This is a genomic window from Alteromonas sp. BZK5 (genome assembly GCF_014349115.1).
Classification (GTDB): Bacteria; Pseudomonadota; Gammaproteobacteria; order Enterobacterales; family Alteromonadaceae; genus Alteromonas; species Alteromonas macleodii.
The window spans coordinates 16,311-39,950 of sequence record NZ_JACSOE010000021.1 but is presented as its reverse complement, the minus strand read 5'-3'; the positions used below and the strand labels follow the sequence as shown (position 1 = coordinate 39,950).

Genomic DNA, 23,640 nt, shown 5'->3' with positions numbered 1-23,640 from the left:
TCTAGCAAAAGGCCCGCTTTAAGCGGGCCTTTTTTCGTTACGCTTTAAACTTATATGCGTGGTAAGCCTTAATTGCTTTCTCCCACACGTCACCCACTTCCCCTGTGCCAATAGGTTTTCCGTCTACTTCAACTACCGGGGCAACTTCTTTGCTTGAAGAGGTTAACCATACTTCATCTGCCTCCAGCAACTCATCTTTGCTAAACCAAGTTTCTGTAACAACCAGGCCTGCCTGTTTAAATGCTTCAATTGCAATGGCGCGAGTAATACCGGGAAGAAGTTCATGGTTTAAGGGGGGCGTAGATATACATCCGTCTTTCACCATAAACACGTTGCATGAACTTGCCTCGGTTATCATACCTTCGCTGTTGTACAAAATAGTTTCGTTAACGCCTGCGTCAACACCTGCTTGATAGTGCATTACATTGCCTAACAAGGATGTGGATTTGATATGGCAGCGTTGCCACCTTTTATCCTGTTGAAGCGCAACTTTGAAAGGCCTTGCTTCAGATTTTGCTGTGGGCTGTGGTGGCGCTATTTCAAAAGCAAACCCGAATACCGTAGGTGCTATATTCTTAGGGTATGCATGAAAACGTTTTGTATCGGTGCCACGGCTTACGTGGAAATAAACACCAATGTTTCCGCTTTCTATAAATGCTTTGTTTTTTTCGACCAAGCTGGTCAAAATGTCTTGCCATTCTTCTGCTGAATAAGGGTTAGCGATTTCAATAGCTTTAAGGCCTTGCGCCATACGCGAAGTGTGCCCCTTGAAGCCTACTGCGCTACCAGAATACGTTGGAATGACTTCATAAATACCATCACCAAAAAGGAAGCCTCTGTCCATCGGAGAAATTTTAGCCTCAGAAAGAGGCATATACTCACCGTTTAAAAACGCAATCGTCACAATATTTCTCCTTGTAGTCGGCGACGCCTACTTGTCATCAGTAGCCAGTCTGCCCTTGCTTCTTCTTCATGTTGAAAAACAAAATTCACTTTTTCGCCTGGCACGGCTTGGGCCAAGCGACTTATATCACAGGGGCTTACACAGCCAAGTTTTGGATAACCCCCTAATGTTTGTCTGTCGCGCATCATTACAATAGGCTGCCCGTCGCCGGGAACTTGAATTGCACCTAAATGAATTGCCTCTGAGCGCATGTTTTCTATATCGGCTGTAACTGATTCACCGGTCAACCTAAAGCCCATGCGATCGATAGCCGATGAAACCGTATAGCTGCTTGTTTCAAACGTGCGTAAAGCAACAGCGCTAAAACTCGAAAACTGATACCCAGGAATAACCCGAATAGACTCTAAAAAACCATAGTTGTCTATGTGCTGCCGCGAGAGAGTGCGTATTCTAGCGGTGCTTTTAATTCTGCTGTTAGCTGAAATGTCGATGCAATCGCCATCTTTTAACGTGCATCCCTTACCATCCAACCCACCAAGTTGTTCGCGTACTACCGTACATGCACTCCCTACCGCTTTTGGCACATGCCAATTTCCACCTATTGCCAAATAGGCTTTGCTACCAAGTAGAGCGCTGCCAAACGTAATAGTTGCGCCTGCTGGTACGTGTTGACTCTGGTATGTTGCTTTAGCGTTTCCATCTACATCGAGTGAGGGCTCCCTGCCAGTCACAGCAATAATACAATCTTCATCAACCCGTAATCGCACTTCACCAATCGCTTCGAAGCATGGCGTACCGTCTAAATTGAAGGCGAGAAAATTGGCCCAATCATAGGCGTTACTATCCATAGGGCCTGATTCACAAAATCCATCCCGTTGCCGCCCTACTCGCCCGTTATCAATAATAAGGCTATACAGTCCCTTATTGAGTACTTCAATTTTCATCGTTCAACCTGCAATCCTGCTATATATTCCTGTTCAGTAACCGAAACGAACTTAACGACATCACCTGCTTTTAACCGCGCTTCACTTTGCTCTTCGCTGTGAATGAGCATGTCGAATGCCGTAAGCCCCAATAAATTCCATCCTCCTGGTGATTCACTGGGGTAAACGGCAGTTTGCCTGTCAGCGATTGCAACCGCACCTTTAGGTACGCGTTTGCGCGGTGTGCCTAGTCGCGCACATTTGAGCGCTTCTGGAATATCACCCATGTAGGCAAAGCCCGGAGAAAAACCCACTGCGTATACTTTATAAGTCGTGCTAGTGTGCAATTCGATAATCTCTTCAATAGACAGTGACGTTTTCTTACTCACTACACTTAAATCACTTGCATTAGGCGCACCGTACCAAACAGGAATTTCAATCACGGCGCTACTTTCATTCTCTTTTGCTTGCAAAGAGAATGATTGCAGGCTCATGTCTTCAGCGCTTAGATTACTTATGGCACGGTATACACCGTGGCTATCAATTAATGCCATATCAAAAATAATTAACAGGCTGTCATAAGAAGGCACACACTCACGCAGCCAAGCCCACGAATCGCTTCCCTTTTTGCTATCTATCGCTGCCAGCATGTGATGACAGGCATTATTCGCGTCGTCCAGGTTTGCGCCATCAAAGTACAAAATAATGGCGTCTGCACTTGCTGTAACTATTCGCTTAATGCGACCGAAAGCTTGCATCTACTGTCCTTGTTATTTAAACGGCTGTCAGTGCTTGGTTCTGAGTACTTAGTTTTAGATATACCACTCTCAGCACAACAATGGGTAACAGCCTCTTGTATTGTTCTTGTAAAATGTGTTTTTTATGAGGCAGGTTTATAGAAATGTTCTGATTTTCTTTGCAATATTCACCGCCCCTTTAGTATCACCATGTACACACAGAGAATCCGCTTCTATTGCAAGTGTTGCTCCCGAGGCTGTCGTTACTGTTCCCGATGATATAAGTTGTTTAGCTTGAAGCAATGCGTCGCTCTCGCTTAACACGGCACCTTCGATCAAGCGAGATTGCAGTAAACCTTCATCGGTATAACGCCTGTCTGAAAATGCTTCAAAATACAACGGCAGCCCCCACTCTTGCGCAGCTTCTTTAATCGCTGCATTTTGCGACGTAGCCTGTACCATTAGTGCGAGGGGCGAATTTAACGACTGCATATTTATTTCGGCTATGCTTTGCATTACTGTGCGCATGACAGCTGTATCTTTCATCATGTCATTGTAAAGGGCGCCATGAGGTTTCACATAGCTCACGTTGGCCCCACAAACCTTTGCCATTCCACTCAATGCACTTACTTGATATTGAATCATAGCGCTGAGTTCATCAGCAGCAATCGCCATACTTCTGCGACCAAATCCCTGTAAGTCTGGATAGGCTGGATGGGCACCTATGACCACGTCATGTTGTTTAGCTGACAGAATAGCCTGCTTCATGACTAACGGATCACCCGCATGAAAACCACATGCAATGTTGGCCTGATCAATTTCTGCCATAATGGCCGCTTCCACCGGCATAGACCATGCGCCAAAACTCTCACCTAAATCGCAATTTAACTTCATAATGGTTTAGCTCTTACGTTCATTCCAGTATCATGTTACCTGTTCTTTTTAAAAAGTCAGTGCTGATGATAAATATTGGAAAAATTAATACATTACGCGTCGTAGCCCAATACCCTTTTGGCTACGCTTTAGCGCCACTTGTCGAAAACAACGACGAAAACGACTGCGTAATAGAAATAGATGATGCTGAAGAGCTGCAAACTGTGACCCTTGCGATTGACGAAGTAGAAACTTCCCTCGCAGAAGGACAACAGATAGACGTATTTGTAGCCACAGATCAGCGCGGCGATCTTTATGCCACTATCAAAAAACCTTTGATTCAAGTTGGTGAAACTAAGGTACTTAAAGCGGTATCTGCCACTAACTTTGGTGCATTTTTCGACTGGGGTTTAGACAACGACCTTTTAATGCCCAACGACTACCAGGCCCAACCTGTCAATCCAGGTATGTACTATGTTGTTCACACCTTTTTTGATGATAAAACCCAGCGTATTTTAGGTGCTACCAAGCTTCACTATTTTCTAAAGGAAAGTAGTGCCTATCTCAACGAGGGCGACACAGTGCAATGCTTGGTTTATGCCAAAACTGATTTAGGTTTTAAGGTCGTTATCAATGAAAAAAGCTTAGGTCTTATTTTCCATAGCGATGCCTTTAAGCCACTTAAAGTCGGGCAAGCTACTGAAGGGGTAATTAAAACAATTCGTGACGATGGCAAGGTGGATGTAGCCCTTCAGCGCATAGACAAAGGTGGCCGTGATGCACTTCAACAAGCCATTTTGGATGACTTAGAAGCTCATGGTGGGATTTCTACGCTAACAGATAAGAGTGCGCCAGAAGCCATTTACTCTCATTTTAACGTGAGTAAAGCGGCGTATAAAAAAGCGTTAGGGGCGTTATATAAGCAAAAGAAAATCACGCTTAGCCCAGATGCTGTTCGCCTTAACAAATAAACGCACATGTCACAGCTGCATTGAAGCGCTAAACTGGCCTGTCTTGCAGCTTCCTTTTTTATTTTTATGACATTAGGACAAACAATGAAAGCACGTGTTTCTTGGGATCAAGATTTAACTTTTACAGGAACTACAGACAGCGGTTACAAAACGGTGATGGACGGCAGCGGTAAGGCTGTATCTCCGATGGAGTCAGTGCTGTTGGCAGTTGGTGCATGCTCAAGTATTGACGTGGTAGACATTCTTAAAAAAGGGCGCTTTAACATTGAAGCCTGCAACTGTGAATTAGAAGCTGAACGCGCTGAAGAGCCGCCTCGTGTATTTACTAAAATTCACGCGCATTACACGGTGTCAGGTGAAGGCATTAGTGAAAAGGCCCTTGCTCGCGCTGTGCAGCTTTCTGCAGAAAAATACTGTTCCGTCATGTTAATGCTAACGGGTAATGTTGAGATCACTACAAGCTATACTTTGGTTTAATAAACTATAGTAGAACCAGCCTCTTTTTAGCGATTCTCGCTAGGCATTAGTAGAAAAGGCCAACCACTTGGGTTGGCTTTTTCGTTGAAACTGTTTGTTACACTCATAAGTGATTGATATTATTAACAATTAACATTAGTTAACATCTTTGGCATATTAGCTGCTGTATATGGTCATTATTATATAACAACAACTACGTTAGGGTTATTGACCATGGAAACTACAACGCACAGCAACACCTCTTTTTCACCATCACATTCTTTATTACCGTTTTCGCCAACATCACTCAAATTACTTGTTGGAAGCGGTATTGTTGCCCTCTCTCTCTCGATGACAGCATGTTCTGATGCTGATGCCATTAATGACCAAGCCAACGCCACCGAAGTTGAAGAAACCGTTTTTGCTATTCCCGTTGAAACCCAAACCATTGTTACTGGAGACATTACGTCCACTTACGACACAACCGCTATTTTAGAAGCCCGTGAAGAAGCATTTGTGGTTGCGCGAGCATCTGGAATTATCGAAGAAATCTTCGTAGAAGAAGGTGATTATGTTGAAAAAGGCCAGGTACTGGCACAGCTTGATAAACGCCGCTACGAGCTGAACTTATCAAAAGCTTTGGCTGATTTAGCTGGTATTGAAAGCGAACTAGAAAAGGTCAACAAAGTCTATTCTAAAAAGCTTATCAGCGATGACACTTACGACAAGCTCACTTCGCAATTTGAATCAGCAAAAGCATCTGTACGCTTGGCTGAACTTGATTTGAAAGAAGCCACTATCACAGCCCCAATTGATGGATACATTGCAGAGCGAAACGCAAAAGTAGGTAACCTGACTGAATCGTTCCAACGGGAGAGAATGTTCCATATCGTTCAGCAACGTAATCTTCAAGGCATTGTGTATCTGCCTGAAAATGAGCTACCTAACGTAGTGATTGGACAAGGTGCAATGCTTACCGTGGCGGCTTTAGGCGACAGAAGTATCACCGCGAGTGTTGAACGTATAAGCCCGGTCATCGATGCGACCACCGGCACGTTCAAAGTAACGTTAAAAGTACCTAACGAAGATAACAAACTTAAAGCCGGCATGTTTACCGATGTGTCACTTGAGTACGCAACACATGCTAACGCCACGTTGTTGCCTCGTAGAGCGCTAGTTACCATCGATAATAATCATAGTGTATTCGTTGTCGACAACGGCAAAGTTAAAAAAGTTGATATTTCTACAGGTTTTGAAAACAACGAAGTCGTTGAAGTTATTAATGGTTTAAACGGTAATGAAGAAGTGGTTACCGCAGGCCACCAAAACTTGAAAGACAGCGCCCCTGTTGAAGTAGTTAACAGCTAATTCGGCCCAACAAGGAAATCACACAATGCGTATTGTAGATATTGCTGTAAAGCGCCCTGTTGCCGTTAGTATGTTCACTTTTGCGGTATTGCTATTTGGTATGGTGTCGTTTGGCAGACTGTCGGTTAACCTACTGCCTGACTTATCTTACCCTACTCTCACCATTCGTACTGACTACGACGGTGCAGCGCCAGGCGAAGTCGAACAACTGGTTTCAAAACCCATTGAAGAAGCCATTGGTGTAGTGAAAGGTGTACGTAAGGTCACGTCAACATCGCGTGCAGGCCAGTCTGACGTAGTGCTTTCATTTGCATGGGGTACTGACATGGATTTCGCGAGCTTAGAAGTGCGCGAGAAACTTGATGTATTACAACTTCCCCTTGATATAGAAAAGCCAAGGCTCCTTCGTTTTAACCCAAGTTTAGACCCAGTAATTAAACTGGGGCTGACGGCACAAAGCGATACGTCAAGTTTAAGCGTAGCGCAAATGAAGCGATTACGTTTATATGCCGAACAACAGGTAAAACGAGCTTTAGAGTCGGTAGAAGGTGTGGCAGCCGTGCGCGTTGGCGGTGGTTTAGAAAACGAGATACACATTCTTATCGACCAGCAGAAAGCCAGTCAGCTGTCTATTCCCATTACCCGAATTATTGACCGGGTCAGTGCCGAAAACATTAACGCGGCCGGCGGTCGAATTGATAACGCAGCCCAAGCGTTTTTGGTCAGAACCCTCAATCAGTTTGAAACACTGAGCGATATCGAAAACCTTTTCATTGGGCGTTTTGAAGGCAGAAACATTCAACTTAAAGACGTGGCAACGGTTGAGAGTGCTTATAAAGATCGTGATGTGGTAACGCGCTTTAACGGCAATGAAGGCATTGAAATTGCCATTTATAAAGAAGGCGATGCTAATGCGGTTAACGTTGCGCAAAAAGTGGCTAGCCGGTTAAATGAGGTCAACAACAACTTGCCTTCTAACTACACGCTTAGCGAAATTTATGACCAAAGCGTGTTCATTAAGCAAGCTATAGATAACGTAAAATCAGCGGCAGTGATGGGCGGTATTTTAGCCATGTTGGTGCTGTACCTTTTTCTTAAAGACTTCTGGGCTACCGTTATTATCTCGGTTTCTATTCCGGTATCAGTAATTGCCACCTTTAATCTAATGTATGCCAACGACATAAGCTTAAACATGATGAGCTTAGGTGGTATCGCTCTGGCTGTTGGATTATTAGTAGATAACAGCATTGTTGTGCTTGAAAATATCGATCGCCATAAAAAATTAAAAGTGGCTGGGACTAATAACGCTACAGCTAATGAAAAAACGACGGCAGAAGCCACAGGCACTGAAGCATCTGCCGCTAGCGAAGGAACAAAAGAAGTCTCTGGCGCAATTGTGGCTTCGACACTGACCACTATGGCCGTGTTTGTGCCGCTAATATTTGTAGAAGGTATTGCAGGTCAGCTGTTTAAAGATCAAGCGTTAACCGTGTCGTTCGCTTTAGCTGCATCGCTTGTTGTTGCACTCACACTTATCCCTGCGATGGCACATAAGAAGAAAAAGCAACAGCTAGACCACGAAGATGTGTTTACTTCACCAGCGCCTACCCCTCCTACGTCGACGTTTGGCAAAGTTATGTATTACGTTACCCTGCCAGTTCGTTGGGTATTCAGACTTATCTTTGTATTTTTACCTGCAGCCTTGGTCACCTTGGTGATAGGTGCATGGCATATAGTCAGCAAATTATTAAGCGTTGCGTTTAAACCACTTATCTGGGTATTTAACAAAGGGTTTGACCTTCTCGCTTCTGCTTATGAAAAACTGCTGCGCGTAAGTCTTAAAGCCAAAGCGCTGGTGTTAGCTACTGCCTTTATTCTTGCTGCTGGCGCGATAATGCTTGTACCAAAACTAGGTATGGAACTTATTCCTACCCTGTCACAAGGAGAATTTTCGGTAGAAGTGACCCTTCCTGCGGGCTCGCCACTGGCGCGTACCGACGCTATTATCAGCGAGCTTGCTGCGGTTGCAGTAAATAACAATGATGGCGGCGAAACCATGGTGCTTCGCACCTATGCCATGTCTGGTACGGGAAGCCTTATAAGCGCTGCGCCTAATCAGGGTGGCGATCATTGGGGCCGCTTAAACATTGTCATGCAGCCTTCGGCGACAGCTGGCGATATGGACGCGGTAAAGCGTGCCCTTCGTGATTACCTAGCCTTTAAACCTCAGGTTCAGGCAACGTTTTCAGAGCCTGAGCTATTTAGCTTTGCATCGCCTATTCAAATTGAAATTGCGGGTTACGACCTAAATCAGTTACAGCAGTATGGCGACGCCATTGCGACCAAGCTAGCCAGTTTTAGTAATTTTGCAGACGTAACGACCAGCATTAGTGACGGAAACCCAGAGCTTAAAATAGCCTTCCATCACGCCAAACTTGCTCGCCTTGAGCTTGATGCATCAACCGTTTCTCAGCTTATTGCAGCCAAAGTAGGTGGCCGTGTCGCTACACAGTACAGTGTTGAAGACAGAAAGGTGGATGTGCTAGTAAGAACGCAAGAAAACCAGCGAGATGACATCGCCAGCGTGCGTGCCATTGTTGTTAATCCAGGCTCTGCACAACCTATTCCATTAAGTGCCGTGGCAGACGTTTACATGAGTGTAGGTCCTAGCGAGATCACCCGCGTTGGACAGCAGCGTGTAGCGCTGGTATCTGCGAATTTAGCCAAAGGTAAGCTTGATGAAGCGGTTGCCGTTGCTAATAAAGTCATTGATGAAACCCAACTTCCTCTATCTTTAAGTGCAACAGTAACTGGACAAAGTGAAGACATGCAAAGCAGCTTCCGTTCGCTACAGTTTGCCCTAGCACTTGCCGTGTTTATGGTGTATTTGGTTATGGCGTCTCAGTTTGAGTCGCTGCTGCACCCTCTGCTTATTTTGTTCGCAGTGCCGCTAGCCGGCGCAGGTTCTGTGTATGGATTGTGGCTTACCAATACGCCGCTAAACGTGGTGGTATTTATAGGTTTGATTATGCTGTGCGGTATTGTAGTGAACAACGCTATTGTATTAGTTGACCGTATAAATCAATTACGCCGTCAAGGAGTAGATAAAGACACCGCTATTCTAGATGCTGCAAAGACCCGCCTGCGCCCCATTGTGATGACTACACTTACTACGGTGTTGGGTCTATTGCCTATGGCGTTTGGTTTTGGTGAAGGTGCTGAAATTCGCACGCCAATGGCCATCACCGTTATATACGGCCTTCTGTTTGCAAGCTTGCTCACCCTCATATTACTGCCAGTGCTTTACAGCCTGTTCGACGTTAAGAAAAACGTTGCGCAGAAAACGTCTGTTAATACTAATGCGGGCTTTGGTGACGAAGGAGCAATGTCGAAAGGAGGTGTACTATGAGTACACCTTCTCACAACGCTAATAACAGTTCTGAAACCCACACTGACAAGCGCCAAACACGTGACCCGAATCAACGCGAGACAGACATAGCTTCACAGCCGCACCTTTCAAAAATTGCAGGTATAGGCGCCTCGCTTGCACGCTTTGCATTAAATAAGCCCGTTACCATCGGAATGCTGTTTTTGTCTATGTTGCTGTTCGGCATTGTATCTGGCCGCTTATTACCCTTGGAAAAGTTCCCTGGGATTGATATTCCAGAAATGGTAGTGCAGATCCCCTACCCTGATGCAACGCCTGTTGAGATTGAAACGATGATAACCCGTCCGGTTGAAGAAGCTGTTGCTACCATGTCGGGGATAAAGCGATTAAGGGCACGGTCGTACGACAATATGGCTGAGGTCATTGTAGAGTTCGACTGGGATGAAAACCTTAAAGCCAAAAGTATTGAAGCGCGGGAGAAGATTGACGCTATTCGCCACGAACTTCCTGACGATATAGAGCGGATCATGGTGTATAAATTTAACACCAACGATATGCCTATATTCCAGCTGCGTGTATCGAGCGACCGCGACTTATCGAATGCTTACGACTTGCTTGAGCGTAACCTTAAGCGACCGCTAGAGCGCGTTCCGGGTGTATCGAAAGTTGAGCTATACGGCACCATGAAGCGTCAAATTACTATTCGCTTAGATCCTAAGAAAATGGCGGCCTACCAAATAGACGGTACACGCTTAGAGCAGCAGCTTCTAAACGCAAACTTCTCGCTAACCGCGGGCTACATGTACAATAACGGTGAAAAAATTCTGGTTAACCCAACTGGCGAATTTACCGATGTAAACGATTTTAAAAATATGTGGGTTACTCGCAGCGTTCGCTTGTCTGATATTGCCAGCGTGACTTACGAGCTCCCTCAACGCAACGAAGGACGTCATTTAGATCGCACCTTTGCGGTAGGCTTTAACGTATTTCGCGAATCGGGCAGCAATCTTGTAGAAGTTTCCGACGCGGTAATGAAAGTTATCGAAAAAGCCAAGGAAGACCCTGAGTTTACAGGCATTAGTTTATTTGTAATGGACGACACCGCGAAAAGCGTAACTTCGTCGCTGAGCGATTTGCTAAACGCTGGCCTTTTAGGTGCGTTACTTTCAGTTATTGTGCTGTACTTATTCTTGCGCCAGCTTACCACCACCTTAATCGTGGTGCTTTCTGTACCATTCTCAATTTGTATTACCTTAGGTGTGATGTATCTATTAGGTTATACACTCAACATCTTATCGTTAATGGGCCTCATGCTAGCGGTAGGTATGCTGGTAGACAACGCCGTTGTGATCACTGAAAGCGTATTTCAAGAACGCCAACAAGAGGGAGACATTAAGCGAGCCACCCAGATTGGTGTAAACAAAGTCAGTCTTGCAGTCATTGCCGGAACTGCAACCACGGCAATAGTGTTTTTACCTAATATTATTGGGGTAAAAATAGACGTGACTATTTTCCTAGAGCACGTTGCTGTGGCTATCTGTATATCTCTGTTCGCGTCGCTTTTCATTGCTAAAACACTTATTCCCTTGCTGACAACTAAGGTAAAGATCCCTGTTGTAAAAACGCCTAAAACACCGTCCTACATAAAAGGCTATGGTCGTGCGCTTAACTGGATGTTGAAACACCAGGGCGTAACTTGTGTTATTGCTCTGCTTATTCTCGCGTCGACCTTTGTACCTATGCAGGTGGTTACGTCTGACGATGAGGGTAACGACAACCAAGAGCGCATTTGGCTTAATTACCATGTGACGCAAAACTTCACCTTGGATGAAGTGGAAAAAACCGTAAATAAAATGGAAGCTTATCTTTATGAAAACCAAGAACGCTTTCACATTAAGCAGGTATATACCTATTTTACTGCTGGCCATGCGGTAAGTGGTATCACGCTTAATGATGAATTGCCCGTAAGTGTGGGTAAAATTAAGGAGGATATTCGTGAAAACATGCCTTCATTTGTGCGTGCTCGCCCCTCTTTCCAGTGGGATAGCGGCAACGGTGGTGGCGTAAGAGTAACGCTGTTGGGGGAATCTTCAGAAACCTTGCTCACTATTTCAGAGCAAATCATTCCTATTCTTTCCACCATAGATGGGTTGGAAGATGTAAAAGCCGACACGGGATCTACCCGCGATGAGGTTCAAATACGCATAGACAGAGAGAAAGCAAACCGCTTCGGCATACAAGTAAACGATGTGGCTAAACTTATCTCTACGGCACTACGCGGAAGTAATTTACGTACATTCCGCTATGGTGACGCCGGAGAAGTGGCGGTGCAGCTTAAGTTTGGCAGCGATATTCAAGCCTCGCTAAGCGAACTTAAGAACATCAATATTGGGTTTACGCAGGGTCAATCGGTAACGCTGAACATGATTGCAGATTTCTCTGTGGTGCCACAGCTTTCGCAAATTAACCGCAACTATCGTCAAACCGCGCTAGCTATTGGTGCAAACTTAGAGGGTGAAACCACCACCGAACAAGCTCGTGAGCGCATAGAAAAAGCATTAGCTAATATCGAATTGCCGACAGGCTATAAGTGGACGCTAGACGGCAGCTTCTCTCGCCAGGATGAAGCCAATGCCGTAATGCAAATGAATATGCTATTAGCGCTTTGCATGATATACGTTGTGATGGCCGCGCTGTTTGAATCGCTAATTCTTCCAACATCTGTAATTACGTCACTACTGTTTTCCTTCACAGGTGTTTTTTGGGCATTCATGGTTACAGGCACATCTATGTCTATCATGGGGATGATTGGCATGCTGATTCTGATGGGTATTGTGGTTAACAATGGCATCGTATTGGTAGACAGAATTAATCAGCTAATTAATGAAGGCTTGTCGCTGTATGACGCAGTGATTGAAGGATGTATGACACGTATCAGGCCTATTCTGATGACAGTAGCCACTACAGTTCTAGGGCTTATTCCACTTGCGATGGGGAGTACTCGAATTGGTGGCGACGGTCCTCCCTACTCACCAATGGCCATTGCAATCATTGGTGGGCTAGTATTCTCAACGCTAACCAGCTTGTTCTTAGTACCACTTGCTTACGTGTTGCTACTAAAGCTTAGGTTTAAAACGCAACGTTTGTTTAAAACCAGTAAAGCGCGTGTAGCCACGTATATTAAAATCGCTAATTAAGGCGCATTTTAAAGCAAAAAATAAGACAAAAAGCGGGTCTAGTTTTCACCATTTACGTCAACGTGATTGACGATGAGTGCAAGCTAGCCCGCTTTTTCTGGATTTATCGTAACCGCAATCAACGCCTTAGCTACGCGACGTTAAGTATTCATGTACGGCATCAGCGTGACGCTCAACTGAAAACTCAATTAGGCTACTGCCATTGCAGGTCAACCCTTCTTCAGACGTTACCATACGCAACACTTCACGCTGACTAGCACCAATGCGACCTACGTTACGTGAAAGACTAGAGCGAAGTACTCTAACATCATCATTTATCACAGCTTTACAAAACCCTGCAAATTGGGTTTCGCCTACAAAGCGAATGTCTTTTTGCGGTGCTGCGGCAGTTACGTTTACGCTAAATGCTACGGTTGCAGTTACAGCTAGTACTTTTACTGCGTTGGCTAATTTCGATTTAACTGGTTTCATGTTTAATTCCTCAATGTGTAGATAAAGGCTTTAATCAAGTTTGTGGCAAACTCTTAGTTTTTGGTTGAACAAAGCTGAACAATCAACAATTCGCTCAACGCCCTTTATTTATGCATCAAGAATTAAAACTTTTCTGTTGAATGATTGTGTAATGGGGGTAAATGTGTGGTAAATCAGTTTGTTACACCATTGTTACTAGGCTAAATCACTGTTTTATCGAGATTAATTTAGATTACATATTACTAATATATCTAGCGATGGAACTTGTAGGAAGAAAGAAATATAAGACTTAAGTATAAAAAGGCCCCTTTTGGGGCCTTAAAAATGTAATTTTAACAAAATATATAATGATAAAGCGCATCTAATGTACAGAAAACCTCACCATTTCCGTAATTAAATTACAGAAAGCGTGGGCGATTACTCATATTTGCGTTCGCGCTTAGTTTCAATGGCATCAATATAAGCATGCCATGAAGCGTAGCCGATAATAGGCATTAACACGATAAAACCAATAAACCCGGTTACGTAACCAATCGCAACGGTGGTAAAGATGATCGCCCCCCAAATAAGCATGGGCACCTTATTAAGCCACACTGCGTTAACACTGGTTAATACAGCGGTGGCAAGGTCAACTTTGCGTTCCATCAAAATTGGTTGGGTAAACGCCGTAATGAAAAGCATGGCCAATGTAAAACCCGCACCAACAATTGTGCCTAGCGCCAAAAATGGTAATAAGCTTTCTAAATCGTTTTCGATATAAGGCGGATAAAGTGCATGGATTAGCGATGCAACACGCAACCAGAATATCATCATCACCATAAGTAAAATGGCAAAGCCCCACTCGTTAAACGCATTTCTGCGCATTGCACGCAAAGAATGGCGTAACGTGGGCTTATGGCCTTTCTCCATTTCCCAGCTCACATCATAAAGACCAGCAGCCAAAAATGGACCTACCAACATAAAGCAAACAATGGCCGGTAGAATGACCAAGTGCCAACCTGTCATTTCAACCAAGTACATAATAAACCAAGGAATAACCGCGAAGAGAACGCCATAAAACAATGTGAGACCTGGTGCGCGCATAGCGTCTCGTAATGCCAATGACAACCATTTTATAGGGTCGCCAACGTCTAATTCTTTACAGGGAATAACGCGTGCTATACCACTTTGCGTGATTGCATTCTCTGGTGTTTCTTTGAAATGGTGCGACATATTCTTATCACCTCTGCTTGTTAGCCTGTTTGTTACTAACGCGTTTTTTATACACGCCTTACTACTACGATAGGCGCTGAATGAAAAGTTCACAAGCTATTAACATAAATTTTATACTTAAGTGACAAGCGGATCATTCATCTCGTTATGTGGTCAATAAATAGCCACTTGGTGAAAAAAGTAGTGCTTAAAGCAGAAATACTGCAAAAAGGCCATCGCATATGGCTTTGTATTGCGATAATCTCAGGGTATGTAAATCAACCAGATAGACCATGAAAACTGTATCTCGCTCACATAAATTAGATAACGTTTGTTACGACATTAGAGGCCCAATCGCTGCGCAAGCACGCAAAATGGAAGACGAAGGACACCGCATATTAAAGCTGAATATCGGTAACCCTGCCCCATTTGGATTTGAAGCCCCTGACGATATCGTAAAAGACGTTATTCATAACCTGCCTACGTCTCAAGGATATTCAGACTCGACAGGAATTTATGCTGCCCGTGTGGCCGTGATGCAGTACTACCAGCAGCGCAACATTAAAGACATCCGTGTAGACGACGTTTATATTGGTAACGGCGTATCTGAGTTAATTATGATGGCAATGCAGGCGCTACTTAATCATGGCGATGAAGTGCTTATTCCAAGCCCTGACTACCCGCTTTGGACAGCAGCAGTTAGCCTCTCGTCAGGTTCACCCGTTCATTATCGCTGCGACGAGCAAGCAGGCTGGTTCCCAGATATTGACGACATAAAAAGTAAAATCACCAGTAAAACTCGCGCGATCGTACTGATCAACCCTAACAACCCAACCGGCGCAGTTTACGACAAAGCCCTTTTACAAGATGTGGTTGAAGTCGCCCGCGAACACGGACTTGTTGTATTTAGCGACGAGATTTACGACAAAATTCTTTACGATGAAGCAAAACACACCAGTATTGCTTCACTGGCTGACGATGTTTTTTTTGTTACCTTTGGCGGTTTAAGCAAAAACTACCGCGTGGCGGGCTTTCGATCAGGTTGGTTAGTTGTCAGCGGCAATAAGCGCCTGGCGTCGGACTATATTGAAGGGCTTAATATTCTGTCTTCCATGCGAATGTGCGCTAACGTACCGTGTCAAAGTGCTATTCAAACTGCGTTAGGCGGCTATCAAAGCATTGACGACTTGGTGAAAGAAAACGGGCGTCTTCGCATTCAGCGCGACGTGACTACAGATATGCTAAACGGCATTGACGGTATTTCGTGCGTTAAACCTAAAGGTGCCATGTATTGTTTCGCTAAAGTGGATGAGAAGAAATTCAACATTCAAAACGACGAACAAATGGTGCTGGACTTATTAAGCTCTGAAAAAATTCTGCTGGTACATGGTCGCGCGTTTAACCTTACTGAAGGCACGTATTTCCGATTAGTATTTTTACCGCACAGCGATGTATTGGTGCCTGCTCTGCATCGTATTGGCAACTTCTTTAGAACGTATAAGCAAGGGGCGTAATGTGTCTGATAAAAGTCACTTTTTCGCGCATCTGGCGCGCTTAAAGCTTATCAATCGCTGGCCGCTTATGCATAACGTGCGCACAGAAAATGTGCAGGAGCACAGTTTGCAGGTGGCCATGGTTGCCCATGCGCTTGCTTTAATAAAAAATAAGTTTTTTGGCGGCACACTAAACCCTGATCGTATTGCTACCATGGCAATATTTCACGACGTGTCGGAGGTACTCACCGGAGACCTCCCTACCCCAGTGAAATACTTTAACCCTGCGATTAAAGAAGAATATAAAAAGATCGAAAAAATTGCAGAGAACAAGCTAATTGAAATGGCACCAGAGGCATTTCGAGAAGACTATGCGGCGCTTATTGATCATCACTACCATAGTGAAGAAGAAGCTTTTATTGTGAAAGCAGCAGACGTACTTTGCGCTTATCTAAAAACGCTTGAAGAATTAGCTGCTGGTAACCAAGAGTTTAAGCTGGCTAAAAAACGATTAGATAAAACCCTTAAAGAGTATCATTCTGAAGAAGTAGACTACTTCTTAACGCGTTACGTACCAAGCTTTTCTTTAAGTCTTGATGAAATTACGCAAGACGATATGTGAGCGAGGCGGCTAACAGCCCATAAATCACTATACTGACGAATAGAAGTAGCATACACAGCAAGGCAGCGAGGTTTTTTTGGCAACAAGCGATTGGGAATTAGCATTACACGAGCGTCGTTTACCCCGCAGTGAAACAAGAGACGGCGATCACCGCAATCCGTATCAACGTGATAAAGCACGCGTTCTTCATAGCGCCGCCTTTCGTAGATTACAGGCAAAAACGCAAGTGCTCGGTGTGGGGCTGAGCGACTTCTATCGCACTCGATTAACCCACTCTCTAGAAGCCGCCCAAATTGGCACCGGTATTACTGCCCAACTTTGGGTGAAATTTCCAGATATCGCCACGACGTTAGCGCTTGATCCTACGTTAATCGAAACCCTCTGCTTGGCTCACGATATTGGTCATCCCCCATTCGGCCATGGTGGTGAAATTGCGCTTAATTACATGATGCACCAATACGGCGGGTTTGAAGGAAACGGACAAACTTTTAGGATCATCACTCAGCTAGAGCCCTATACCGCCGAACACGGCATGAATTTATGCAGAAGAAGCGTGTTAGGCTTGGTTAAATATCCAAACTTTATCGATGCCCTTCATAGTAAAGGACCTACGCCAGAGCGCCCTGTTTCACTTCGTCAGGTAAAGGCCCACGACTGGCATCCGCCAAAAGGTCTGTTTCGCTGCGATGAGCCCCTATTCGACTGGCTACTTGCGCCATTTAGCAATGAAGATAAAGATGGGTTTATGCAGTTTACTGCAAAACTGAATGCACACAGTAAAACGCAATTTAAATCGTTCGACTGCTCAATTATGGAACTGTCTGACGATATCGCCTATGGCATTCACGACTTAGAAGATGCCATTGTAATGGATATGGTCGACAAGCATCATTTTGTCGAGGATGTAACCACCCCGCTAAAAGCGCTAGATGTACCGTGGCTGTCAGACAATATAGAAGTGCTAACCAATAAGCTATTTAGCGCTGCACATCACGAAAGGAAAAATGCCATAGGCGCGCTGGTAAATAGCTTTATTACAGCTATTGAAATAAAAGGCGTTGAGGGTTTCGCTCACCCGTTACTGGCGTTCAACGCCGTAATGCCTGAACATTTTGCACAAGCCTTGGAGCTTTTCAAACGCTTTGTGTTCAACAAAGTAATACGCCGCCCCGATGTGCAGCTTCTTGAATACAAAGGACAGCTGGTGGTTATGGAGCTTTTTGAAGCCTTTGCATCAGATCCTGACCGCTTACTTCCCGAAAACACCCAAGTTCGCTGGCGTAAGGCCTGTGAGAGCGGCAATGGTATGCGCGTTCTCGCTGACTATATATCGGGTATGACCGATGAATTCGCATCTCGCCTATACAGTAATATCTTTTCACCTAAACAAGGCGGTATTCAAGATAGTCTGCATATGTAGATTGTTTTGTTTTTCCAAATTAATTGAAATGAAAAGACCGTACTCTCGGTCTTTTTTATTATGTTGAACTTACTCGTTACATTAACGTAGCTAAATGTACTGGGCGAAGTGACGACCATTTCTCATAGTCTTATCATAATTTAGGTGACGTAATGCCAAAACCATTTAAACCCTCAGTAAAATTAACTGATAACGACGTAACCAATGAAGGCGTTTATATGAATCGCCGTTCATTGCTCAAATCTATGGGCTTTGTGGGAGCGTCTACGCTGTTGGCGAAGTCGGCAGGCGCTGCCGGTTGGTTTTGGGAAGATGAAGAAGAGAAGGCAGTGTTTAAGGGAAAGGCGCTGGAGTTTAGTCAGCCCCCTAAGTTTCAAATAACGGAAACCCGAACGCCTGAAGATAAAGTGACCAGCTACAACAACTTCTATGAGTTTGGCACATCTAAAGATGCACCAGCCAAAAATGCGACTGAATTTCAAACTAATCCATGGACATTAAAAGTTGACGGGATGGTTAAAAACCCCATTGAGCTTGATCACGATGCCTTAACAAAGCGTTTTCCCCTTGAAGAACGCATTTACCGCTTGCGCTGTGTGGAAGCATGGTCGATGGTGGTGCCTTGGATTGGGTTTGAGTTGGGGGCGTTGTTAAAACAAGCCGAGCCATTAATGTCAGCCAAATTTGTAGCATTTGAAACTTTATATGACCCTGAGCAAATGCCCGGTCAACGAAGCCGCTTTACCGGTGGTGGTATTGATTACCCTTACGTAGAGGGTTTGCGTCTTGACGAAGCCATGCACCCGTTAACGCTCATGTCGGTTGGCCTTTACGGGAAGACCTTGCCACCTCAAAACGGCGCGCCTATCAGGCTTGTTGTACCGTGGAAGTATGGTTTTAAGAGCATTAAGTCTATTGTGAGAATTCGCCTTACCGATAAGAAGCCGCCTACCACATGGAATCGACTGGCCGCCAACGAGTATGGCTTTTACGCCAACGTGAATCCAAACGTGTCGCACCCAAGGTGGAGCCAGGCCAGCGAGCGTAGAATAACCACAGGTGGGCTACTCGCCAGAAATCGCATCGACACCCAAATGTTCAACGGTTACAGCGAAGTCGCGCCGCTATACAAAGATATGGACTTATCCCGTTATTACTAGTTGTAACTTTATGAGGCCACAACCAAATAGCTAGTCATTCATATCAATATCACTTAACTAGAGTTTTTAAACATTATTATTAAGTTGTTCATTTAATGCCGTTAAGAAAAAAACCATTTCGACTCTCTGTATGGCAGCGCCGCAGCCTAAAAGGTCTTATTCACCTTTTCGCATTGGGCTATATCGCCTGGTTGTTTTTTGCAGGGGTAACCGATCAGCTTGGTCCAGACCCTGTAAACACGCTCATCAATGAGACTGGAACCTGGGCAATTCACTTTCTTTTACTAACGCTTACTCTTAGCCCACTTGCTAAATGGCTACCAAGCCCAGAACCGATGCAATTCAGGCGTATGATTGGCGTATACACCTTTGTGTACGCCTTTGCACACCTGCTCACATACATTGTGTTTGAAATCCAGCTTGATATGGCACTAGTGGCTAGCGAGATAGTAAGCAGGCCATACATCATTGTTGGCATGGCAGCGTTACTTCTTCTTTTTGCTCTCACCGCTACGTCGTTCAAGCGTATCCAGCGCAACATGGGAAAAAAGTGGCAGAAGCTTCACAACAGCATTTACCTGATCCTGCCCCTTGCACTACTTCATTTCAGCTGGTCGCAGAAGACGTTTTGGCAAGAGCCCGTTTGGTATTGGATGATTGGACTGATATTAATGAGCCCAAGAATGAAGCTGTGGTATGTGACGTATCAGAAGAAAAGTCAAAAGAAGTCGAGAGACAAAAACGCAGTGGCGTGAGAAAACTAAAGTCGAAAACCTTTTAAACAAGTACGTAAAGCAGCGCAGCATAACGCGCTGTTTTACTAAGCGTTACCGCGAGAATAAAAAACCAAATCGGGCTTCTAAGTACACCTGCTACTAAAGTAATAGGGTCGCCAATAATAGGTACCCAGCATAAAAACAAGCTCCACTTCCCCCACTTTGTAAAGGTGTAACTTGCACGGTTAAACGCCGCTTCGCTCACTTTTAACTTATCGGTCGCAATTTCTTTTCCGAACTTGAAGCCCAATGCATAATTAACCACCGAGCCGAGTACATTTCCTAACGAAGCAACAACAAGCAACAACAACCAGCTCAACCCACTACTGTATAAAGCACTAAGCACAATTTCAGAACTAAAAGGCAATATAGTGGCAGCCAAAAATGCCGATAAGAACATCCCCAAGTAGCCTAAATGTATTAATGCGCTCAACGCTCCTCCAGCTTTATACAGTAGTTTTCTATGTAAGATTCGCGCGCATCTTACCTTAATCGGAGTATGAATACTTCCTTCAGAATTCGATAGCACAAAAAAAACCATTACCTTTTATGTAGTTACTGAGAAAACACCGATTTGTGTGAAAAAAGTACAACTAAATACTTGCCAAAGCCCTCCTTTGAGAATACTGTATACACATACACACTGTATAAGTAACCAGTGTCAATTGATAACAATATTCCCGAAGTTCAAACTATGAACTTCAGGGCAAATGCATAAAGGGTTTTACTATGAACACATCTTCAGTTTCACGATTTAATGCTTTGCGCGCTTCGGTTTCAAATGTTGTTCAACTACCTTTGCCGATAGAAGGGTTTCCAGGCGAAAAACAAGGTAATGGAAAAGGAACTAACGACAAAGGTTGGAATTATCTGCTTTCAAACACGGTGTCGTTTTCTAAATCTGTAGATCACGCTATCCGTATTCAAAAACCTGAAAAAGAAAAAATGCCCGAATGGATCAGTAAGCTGATTACAGGTGGCCAGTGTAAAACACTGTATGTGGAAAATATTGATTTAGACCTTCAACCAACCGATAGTGAAATGATCAGAAAGCTGTGTGAGCTTTACTCTGTCAGCCTGGTGAATGTACGTGTTAACAGCATTAATGACGAACAAAACGTAGCATTAGGTCCTTGGTAATACAAAGCCTGTTTATGCTTACATCTTGCGTTTGCCCCATCTTACGTTTGCCTGAGTAGCGGTGCGTAAACAAAACCTAAATATTTATTTTCATACAACTCTTTGGCGTGGAATCTCTGACATGTACCCTTTGGCATGGACCGCCAAGGAATCTTTGAATATCGGCAACATTTACGTTTAAAAAAGTTGGGGCTCACGCAACTTATACTTATACTGTAGCGCTTTGTTTTACTCTTAAACTGCGAGTTGTCTTATGCGCTGTTACTGTTGCTCATCAAAATCCTTCGACGAATGCTGCGAGCCTTTTATTAAGGGTGATAAACACCCTAGTTCTGCAGAGCAACTTATGCGCTCCCGGTTTTCAGCCTACGCCACAGCGCATTATCAATATATTCTTGAAACCTACACCAAAGAAAAGCAGCAGGGTCTCTCTGTAGAGGATTTGGCGCAAAGCGCACAAGGTGCGACATGGTTCGCACTTAAAGTACACCCCACTCTAGCGGCTAGCTCCGTAGATAGCTTGGTAGGTAACTTGGTCAGTAGTACTGAAGATAGTTCGATAGACAGTACTGTACATGCCGACGCTAAAGTCGAAGCAGTAACCAACGCCGAGCCAATCTCTAAGACTAATTTAAAGTCCATCTCCAAACCCATCACCAAACCCATCACCAAACCCAATAATGCCATTGTTGAATTCACTGCTTACTATTTTGAAAATAAAAGTATGTATCAGCTTCACGAAACGTCGAATTTTAGTGTTGAAGACGGTAAGTGGCGTTATCACGACGGCGTATTACACGACGACTGCGGCAAAATTAAATACGGGAGAAACCTACCTTGTGTTTGCGGTAGCAACAAAAAATTCAAACAGTGCTGCGCAACTAAGAGCCGCTAACCCAATTGCAATAACTAACTGTACTCCCTTCCCTGCGTATCTTGATTGTTCATCTTTCCTTTAATTTAAAATTAAAGGTGAATTGAATACGTATGCATGATGTTTATTATTTGTAAACAAAATATAAGCTTTACTTTCATCTTTTATCTCGCTCCCACATAAAATAGGACACACTATGAAGATGAAGAAACATGCGGCAGGCGTTCTAATAGGCGCAGCACTGAGTACATTAAGTTATCAAAGCTATGCCGACGTTATACTACACGCATTTAACTGGATCTACGATGACGTCGCCGCAAAAGCCCAGGAAATTGCGGATCTTGGTTACACCAAAGTACTTGTTTCGCCTGCTTATAAATCGACAGGTGATCAGTGGTGGGCGCGATATCAACCACAGGACTATCGAGTTATTGATAACCCACTTGGTGACACTGCTGACTTTCAAGCGATGGTTAATGCATTAAATGCCAAAGGTGTAGAGACCTATGCGGATATTGTCTTTAATCATATGGCGAACGAAGCATGGAAACGTTCAGACTTAAACTACCCCGGAAGTGAAGTACTACAGCAATACTCATCAAATCAGGGATACTACAATGGCATCACATTATTTGGTGATGTAAGTAGCGGCCTTTTTGGCGGTGGTGACTTCCACGGTACGTATGATCAAGGTGGTCCTAAGTGCATTAGTAACTACAGCGACGTGGGCGATGTTCAGTACAATAGATTATGCGGCGCCGCGCCAGATCCTGGCTTGCCCGACCTAGACCCCAATAATTGGGTAGTAGCCCAGCAAAAAGCGTATCTTCAGGCGTTAAAAGGCATGGGTGTAACCGGTTTCCGCGTTGATGCTGCAAAGCACATGACCAACTATCATATCAACGCGGTGTTCGACAGCAATATAAAAAACGGCGTGCATGTTTTCGGAGAAATAATTACCACGGGCGGTGCAGGCTCTAGTGAGTATGATAACTTCCTTGCACCTTATTTATCAGCAACAGGTCACTCGGCCTACGACTTCCCGCTTTTCGCGCAAATACGTAGTGCATTTAGCTTCGGTGGTTCGATGAATGCCTTAGTTGACCCAGGTGCGTACGGTCAGGCTTTATCAGGCGACAAGGCCATCACATTTAGTATTACCCACGACATCCCGCTAAACGACGGCTTCCGCTACCAGTTACTTGACCCTACCGACGAACATTTGGCAAATGCCTATGTACTAGGCCGTGACGGTGGTGTTCCATTACTGTACTCAGATAACAATGAAAGTGGTGATAATCGTTGGGTAGATTTGTACAAGCGTGATGACATCAAGGGTATGGTTAAATTCCATAACGGAGTTCAGGGCAGTGGCCTGCAAGTGGTAAGTCATAATGACTGCGTTATTTTCTTCAAGCGTGACCATCAAGGCGTTGTGGGTATTAATAAATGCGCAGACGGCCAAGATATATGGGTAGATACATCTACGGACAATTTGTGGTGGTATAGAAATTACCGCGATACGTTAAGTAATGATGTGCAATATATTACAACTCAGTGGCACAAGTTCTATGTACCAGGAAGAAGCGCCCGAATGTGGCTTATGGAATAACCCACTGTTAACAAGAAAAGCCTGAACATCGATTGTTCAGGCTTTATTGTTAAGTTACCCACGT

The 23,640-nt window shown here is 44.3% G+C and carries 20 protein-coding genes; 13 read left to right on the top strand and 7 right to left on the bottom strand.

Features of this window, described 5'->3' with window-relative positions:
• Window positions 1–37: 37 nt before the first annotated feature.
• From BIZ39_RS08440 to BIZ39_RS08425, 4 genes are all read right to left on the bottom strand, one after another.
• Window positions 38–904 carry a D-amino acid aminotransferase gene (locus BIZ39_RS08440; RefSeq protein ID WP_014949742.1) on the bottom strand — a complete coding sequence of 289 codons (867 nt, stop codon included), beginning with the start codon at window positions 902–904 and terminating at the stop codon, window positions 38–40.
• Window positions 901–1,848, bottom strand: coding sequence for a biotin-dependent carboxyltransferase family protein (locus tag BIZ39_RS08435; protein WP_187446801.1), 948 nt, complete (start codon window positions 1,846–1,848; stop codon window positions 901–903). Before BIZ39_RS08435 ends, BIZ39_RS08440 begins: the two co-directional genes overlap by 4 nt.
• Entirely contained in the window at window positions 1,845–2,585 is a 741-nt protein-coding gene (locus BIZ39_RS08430; RefSeq protein ID WP_049587281.1) for a 5-oxoprolinase subunit B family protein, read from the bottom strand. Before BIZ39_RS08430 ends, BIZ39_RS08435 begins: the two co-directional genes overlap by 4 nt.
• Window positions 2,586–2,720: 135 nt before the next feature.
• Entirely contained in the window at window positions 2,721–3,458 is a 738-nt protein-coding gene (locus tag BIZ39_RS08425) for a 5-oxoprolinase subunit PxpA (protein WP_049587280.1), read from the bottom strand.
• Window positions 3,459–3,523: 65 nt separating this feature from the next.
• Here BIZ39_RS08425 and BIZ39_RS08420 point away from each other — a divergent pair, with 65 nt between their 5' ends.
• The 5 genes from BIZ39_RS08420 (at window position 3,524) to BIZ39_RS08400 (ending at window position 12,817) form a co-directional block, all read left to right on the top strand.
• On the top strand, window positions 3,524–4,408 hold the full coding sequence (locus tag BIZ39_RS08420; RefSeq protein ID WP_049587278.1) for a S1 RNA-binding domain-containing protein: 885 nt from the start codon (window positions 3,524–3,526) through the stop codon (window positions 4,406–4,408).
• Window positions 4,409–4,492: 84 nt separating this feature from the next.
• Complete coding sequence (locus tag BIZ39_RS08415; protein ID WP_014949747.1) at window positions 4,493–4,885, top strand: OsmC family protein; 393 nt, start codon at window positions 4,493–4,495, stop codon at window positions 4,883–4,885.
• A gap of 213 nt (window positions 4,886–5,098) precedes the next feature.
• Complete coding sequence (locus BIZ39_RS08410) at window positions 5,099–6,232, top strand: efflux RND transporter periplasmic adaptor subunit (protein WP_039225481.1); 1,134 nt, start codon at window positions 5,099–5,101, stop codon at window positions 6,230–6,232.
• Window positions 6,233–6,257: 25 nt separating this feature from the next.
• Window positions 6,258–9,641 (top strand): efflux RND transporter permease subunit, encoded by a 3,384-nt coding sequence (locus BIZ39_RS08405; protein ID WP_187446800.1) that lies wholly within the window; start codon window positions 6,258–6,260, stop codon window positions 9,639–9,641.
• On the top strand, window positions 9,638–12,817 hold the full coding sequence (locus tag BIZ39_RS08400; RefSeq protein ID WP_187446799.1) for an efflux RND transporter permease subunit: 3,180 nt from the start codon (window positions 9,638–9,640) through the stop codon (window positions 12,815–12,817). Before BIZ39_RS08405 ends, BIZ39_RS08400 begins: the two co-directional genes overlap by 4 nt.
• Window positions 12,818–12,943: 126 nt before the next feature.
• Here the strand turns inward: BIZ39_RS08400 and BIZ39_RS08395 are convergent, their stop codons facing one another.
• Both BIZ39_RS08395 and BIZ39_RS08390 read right to left on the bottom strand, forming a co-directional pair.
• On the bottom strand, window positions 12,944–13,288 hold the full coding sequence (locus BIZ39_RS08395; RefSeq protein ID WP_187446798.1) for a DUF3718 domain-containing protein: 345 nt from the start codon (window positions 13,286–13,288) through the stop codon (window positions 12,944–12,946).
• A gap of 417 nt (window positions 13,289–13,705) precedes the next feature.
• Entirely contained in the window at window positions 13,706–14,500 is a 795-nt protein-coding gene (locus BIZ39_RS08390; RefSeq protein ID WP_014949751.1) for a DUF2189 domain-containing protein, read from the bottom strand.
• Between the two features lie 272 nt (window positions 14,501–14,772).
• Between BIZ39_RS08390 and BIZ39_RS08385 the strand changes: the two genes are divergently transcribed.
• The 5 genes from BIZ39_RS08385 (at window position 14,773) to BIZ39_RS08365 (ending at window position 19,929) form a co-directional block, all read left to right on the top strand.
• A complete protein-coding gene (locus BIZ39_RS08385) occupies window positions 14,773–15,993 on the top strand; it encodes a pyridoxal phosphate-dependent aminotransferase (RefSeq protein ID WP_014976750.1) in 1,221 nt (406 codons plus the stop codon).
• A gap of 1 nt (window position 15,994) precedes the next feature.
• Complete coding sequence (gene yfbR, locus BIZ39_RS08380; protein WP_012519109.1) at window positions 15,995–16,594, top strand: 5'-deoxynucleotidase; 600 nt, start codon at window positions 15,995–15,997, stop codon at window positions 16,592–16,594.
• Between the two features lie 76 nt (window positions 16,595–16,670).
• Window positions 16,671–18,014 carry an anti-phage deoxyguanosine triphosphatase gene (locus BIZ39_RS08375; protein WP_187446797.1) on the top strand — a complete coding sequence of 448 codons (1,344 nt, stop codon included), beginning with the start codon at window positions 16,671–16,673 and terminating at the stop codon, window positions 18,012–18,014.
• 152 nt (window positions 18,015–18,166) lie between these two features.
• Window positions 18,167–19,174, top strand: a complete 1,008-nt coding sequence (msrP, locus tag BIZ39_RS08370; RefSeq protein ID WP_187446796.1) for a protein-methionine-sulfoxide reductase catalytic subunit MsrP — start codon at window positions 18,167–18,169, stop codon at window positions 19,172–19,174.
• Between the two features lie 95 nt (window positions 19,175–19,269).
• Entirely contained in the window at window positions 19,270–19,929 is a 660-nt protein-coding gene (locus BIZ39_RS08365; protein ID WP_187446795.1) for a sulfite oxidase heme-binding subunit YedZ, read from the top strand.
• 22 nt (window positions 19,930–19,951) lie between these two features.
• Here BIZ39_RS08365 and BIZ39_RS08360 read toward each other — a convergent pair whose 3' ends face one another.
• Window positions 19,952–20,350 carry a YqaA family protein gene (locus BIZ39_RS08360; protein ID WP_187446810.1) on the bottom strand — a complete coding sequence of 133 codons (399 nt, stop codon included), beginning with the start codon at window positions 20,348–20,350 and terminating at the stop codon, window positions 19,952–19,954.
• Window positions 20,351–20,679: 329 nt separating this feature from the next.
• On the opposite strand from BIZ39_RS08360, the gene BIZ39_RS08355 reads away from it, so the two are divergent.
• The 3 genes from BIZ39_RS08355 to BIZ39_RS08345 all read left to right on the top strand — a co-directional run bounded on the left by BIZ39_RS08355 (window position 20,680) and on the right by BIZ39_RS08345 (window position 23,576).
• Window positions 20,680–21,090: a hypothetical protein gene (locus BIZ39_RS08355; protein ID WP_049587264.1), complete on the top strand. Its 411-nt coding sequence runs from the start codon at window positions 20,680–20,682 to the stop codon at window positions 21,088–21,090.
• Between the two features lie 253 nt (window positions 21,091–21,343).
• Window positions 21,344–21,985 carry a YchJ family protein gene (locus BIZ39_RS08350; protein ID WP_049587263.1) on the top strand — a complete coding sequence of 214 codons (642 nt, stop codon included), beginning with the start codon at window positions 21,344–21,346 and terminating at the stop codon, window positions 21,983–21,985.
• A 175-nt stretch (window positions 21,986–22,160) separates the two neighbouring features.
• Entirely contained in the window at window positions 22,161–23,576 is a 1,416-nt protein-coding gene (locus tag BIZ39_RS08345; protein WP_080986408.1) for an alpha-amylase family protein, read from the top strand.
• The last annotated feature ends 64 nt before the right edge of the window (window positions 23,577–23,640 follow it).

Bases quoted from the DNA above. Each gene is read 5' to 3' on its own strand.
- BIZ39_RS08435 (WP_187446801.1), bottom strand. From the start codon at position 1,848: ATGAAAATTGAAGTACTCAATAAGGGACTGTATAGCCTTATTATTGAT.
- BIZ39_RS08430 (WP_049587281.1), bottom strand. From the start codon at position 2,585: ATGCAAGCTTTCGGTCGCATTAAGCGAATAGTTACAGCAAGTGCAGAC.
- BIZ39_RS08425 (WP_049587280.1), bottom strand. From the start codon at position 3,458: ATGAAGTTAAATTGCGATTTAGGTGAGAGTTTTGGCGCATGGTCTATG.
- BIZ39_RS08420 (WP_049587278.1), top strand. From the start codon at position 3,524: ATGATAAATATTGGAAAAATTAATACATTACGCGTCGTAGCCCAATAC.
- BIZ39_RS08415 (WP_014949747.1), top strand. From the start codon at position 4,493: ATGAAAGCACGTGTTTCTTGGGATCAAGATTTAACTTTTACAGGAACT.
- BIZ39_RS08410 (WP_039225481.1), top strand. From the start codon at position 5,099: ATGGAAACTACAACGCACAGCAACACCTCTTTTTCACCATCACATTCT.
- BIZ39_RS08405 (WP_187446800.1), top strand. From the start codon at position 6,258: ATGCGTATTGTAGATATTGCTGTAAAGCGCCCTGTTGCCGTTAGTATG.
- BIZ39_RS08400 (WP_187446799.1), top strand. From the start codon at position 9,638: ATGAGTACACCTTCTCACAACGCTAATAACAGTTCTGAAACCCACACT.
- BIZ39_RS08395 (WP_187446798.1), bottom strand. From the start codon at position 13,288: ATGAAACCAGTTAAATCGAAATTAGCCAACGCAGTAAAAGTACTAGCT.
- BIZ39_RS08390 (WP_014949751.1), bottom strand. From the start codon at position 14,500: ATGTCGCACCATTTCAAAGAAACACCAGAGAATGCAATCACGCAAAGT.
- BIZ39_RS08385 (WP_014976750.1), top strand. From the start codon at position 14,773: ATGAAAACTGTATCTCGCTCACATAAATTAGATAACGTTTGTTACGAC.
- msrP (WP_187446796.1), top strand. From the start codon at position 18,167: ATGCCAAAACCATTTAAACCCTCAGTAAAATTAACTGATAACGACGTA.
- BIZ39_RS08365 (WP_187446795.1), top strand. From the start codon at position 19,270: ATGCCGTTAAGAAAAAAACCATTTCGACTCTCTGTATGGCAGCGCCGC.
- BIZ39_RS08360 (WP_187446810.1), bottom strand. From the start codon at position 20,350: ATGTTCTTATCGGCATTTTTGGCTGCCACTATATTGCCTTTTAGTTCT.
- BIZ39_RS08355 (WP_049587264.1), top strand. From the start codon at position 20,680: ATGAACACATCTTCAGTTTCACGATTTAATGCTTTGCGCGCTTCGGTT.
- BIZ39_RS08350 (WP_049587263.1), top strand. From the start codon at position 21,344: ATGCGCTGTTACTGTTGCTCATCAAAATCCTTCGACGAATGCTGCGAG.
- BIZ39_RS08345 (WP_080986408.1), top strand. From the start codon at position 22,161: ATGAAGATGAAGAAACATGCGGCAGGCGTTCTAATAGGCGCAGCACTG.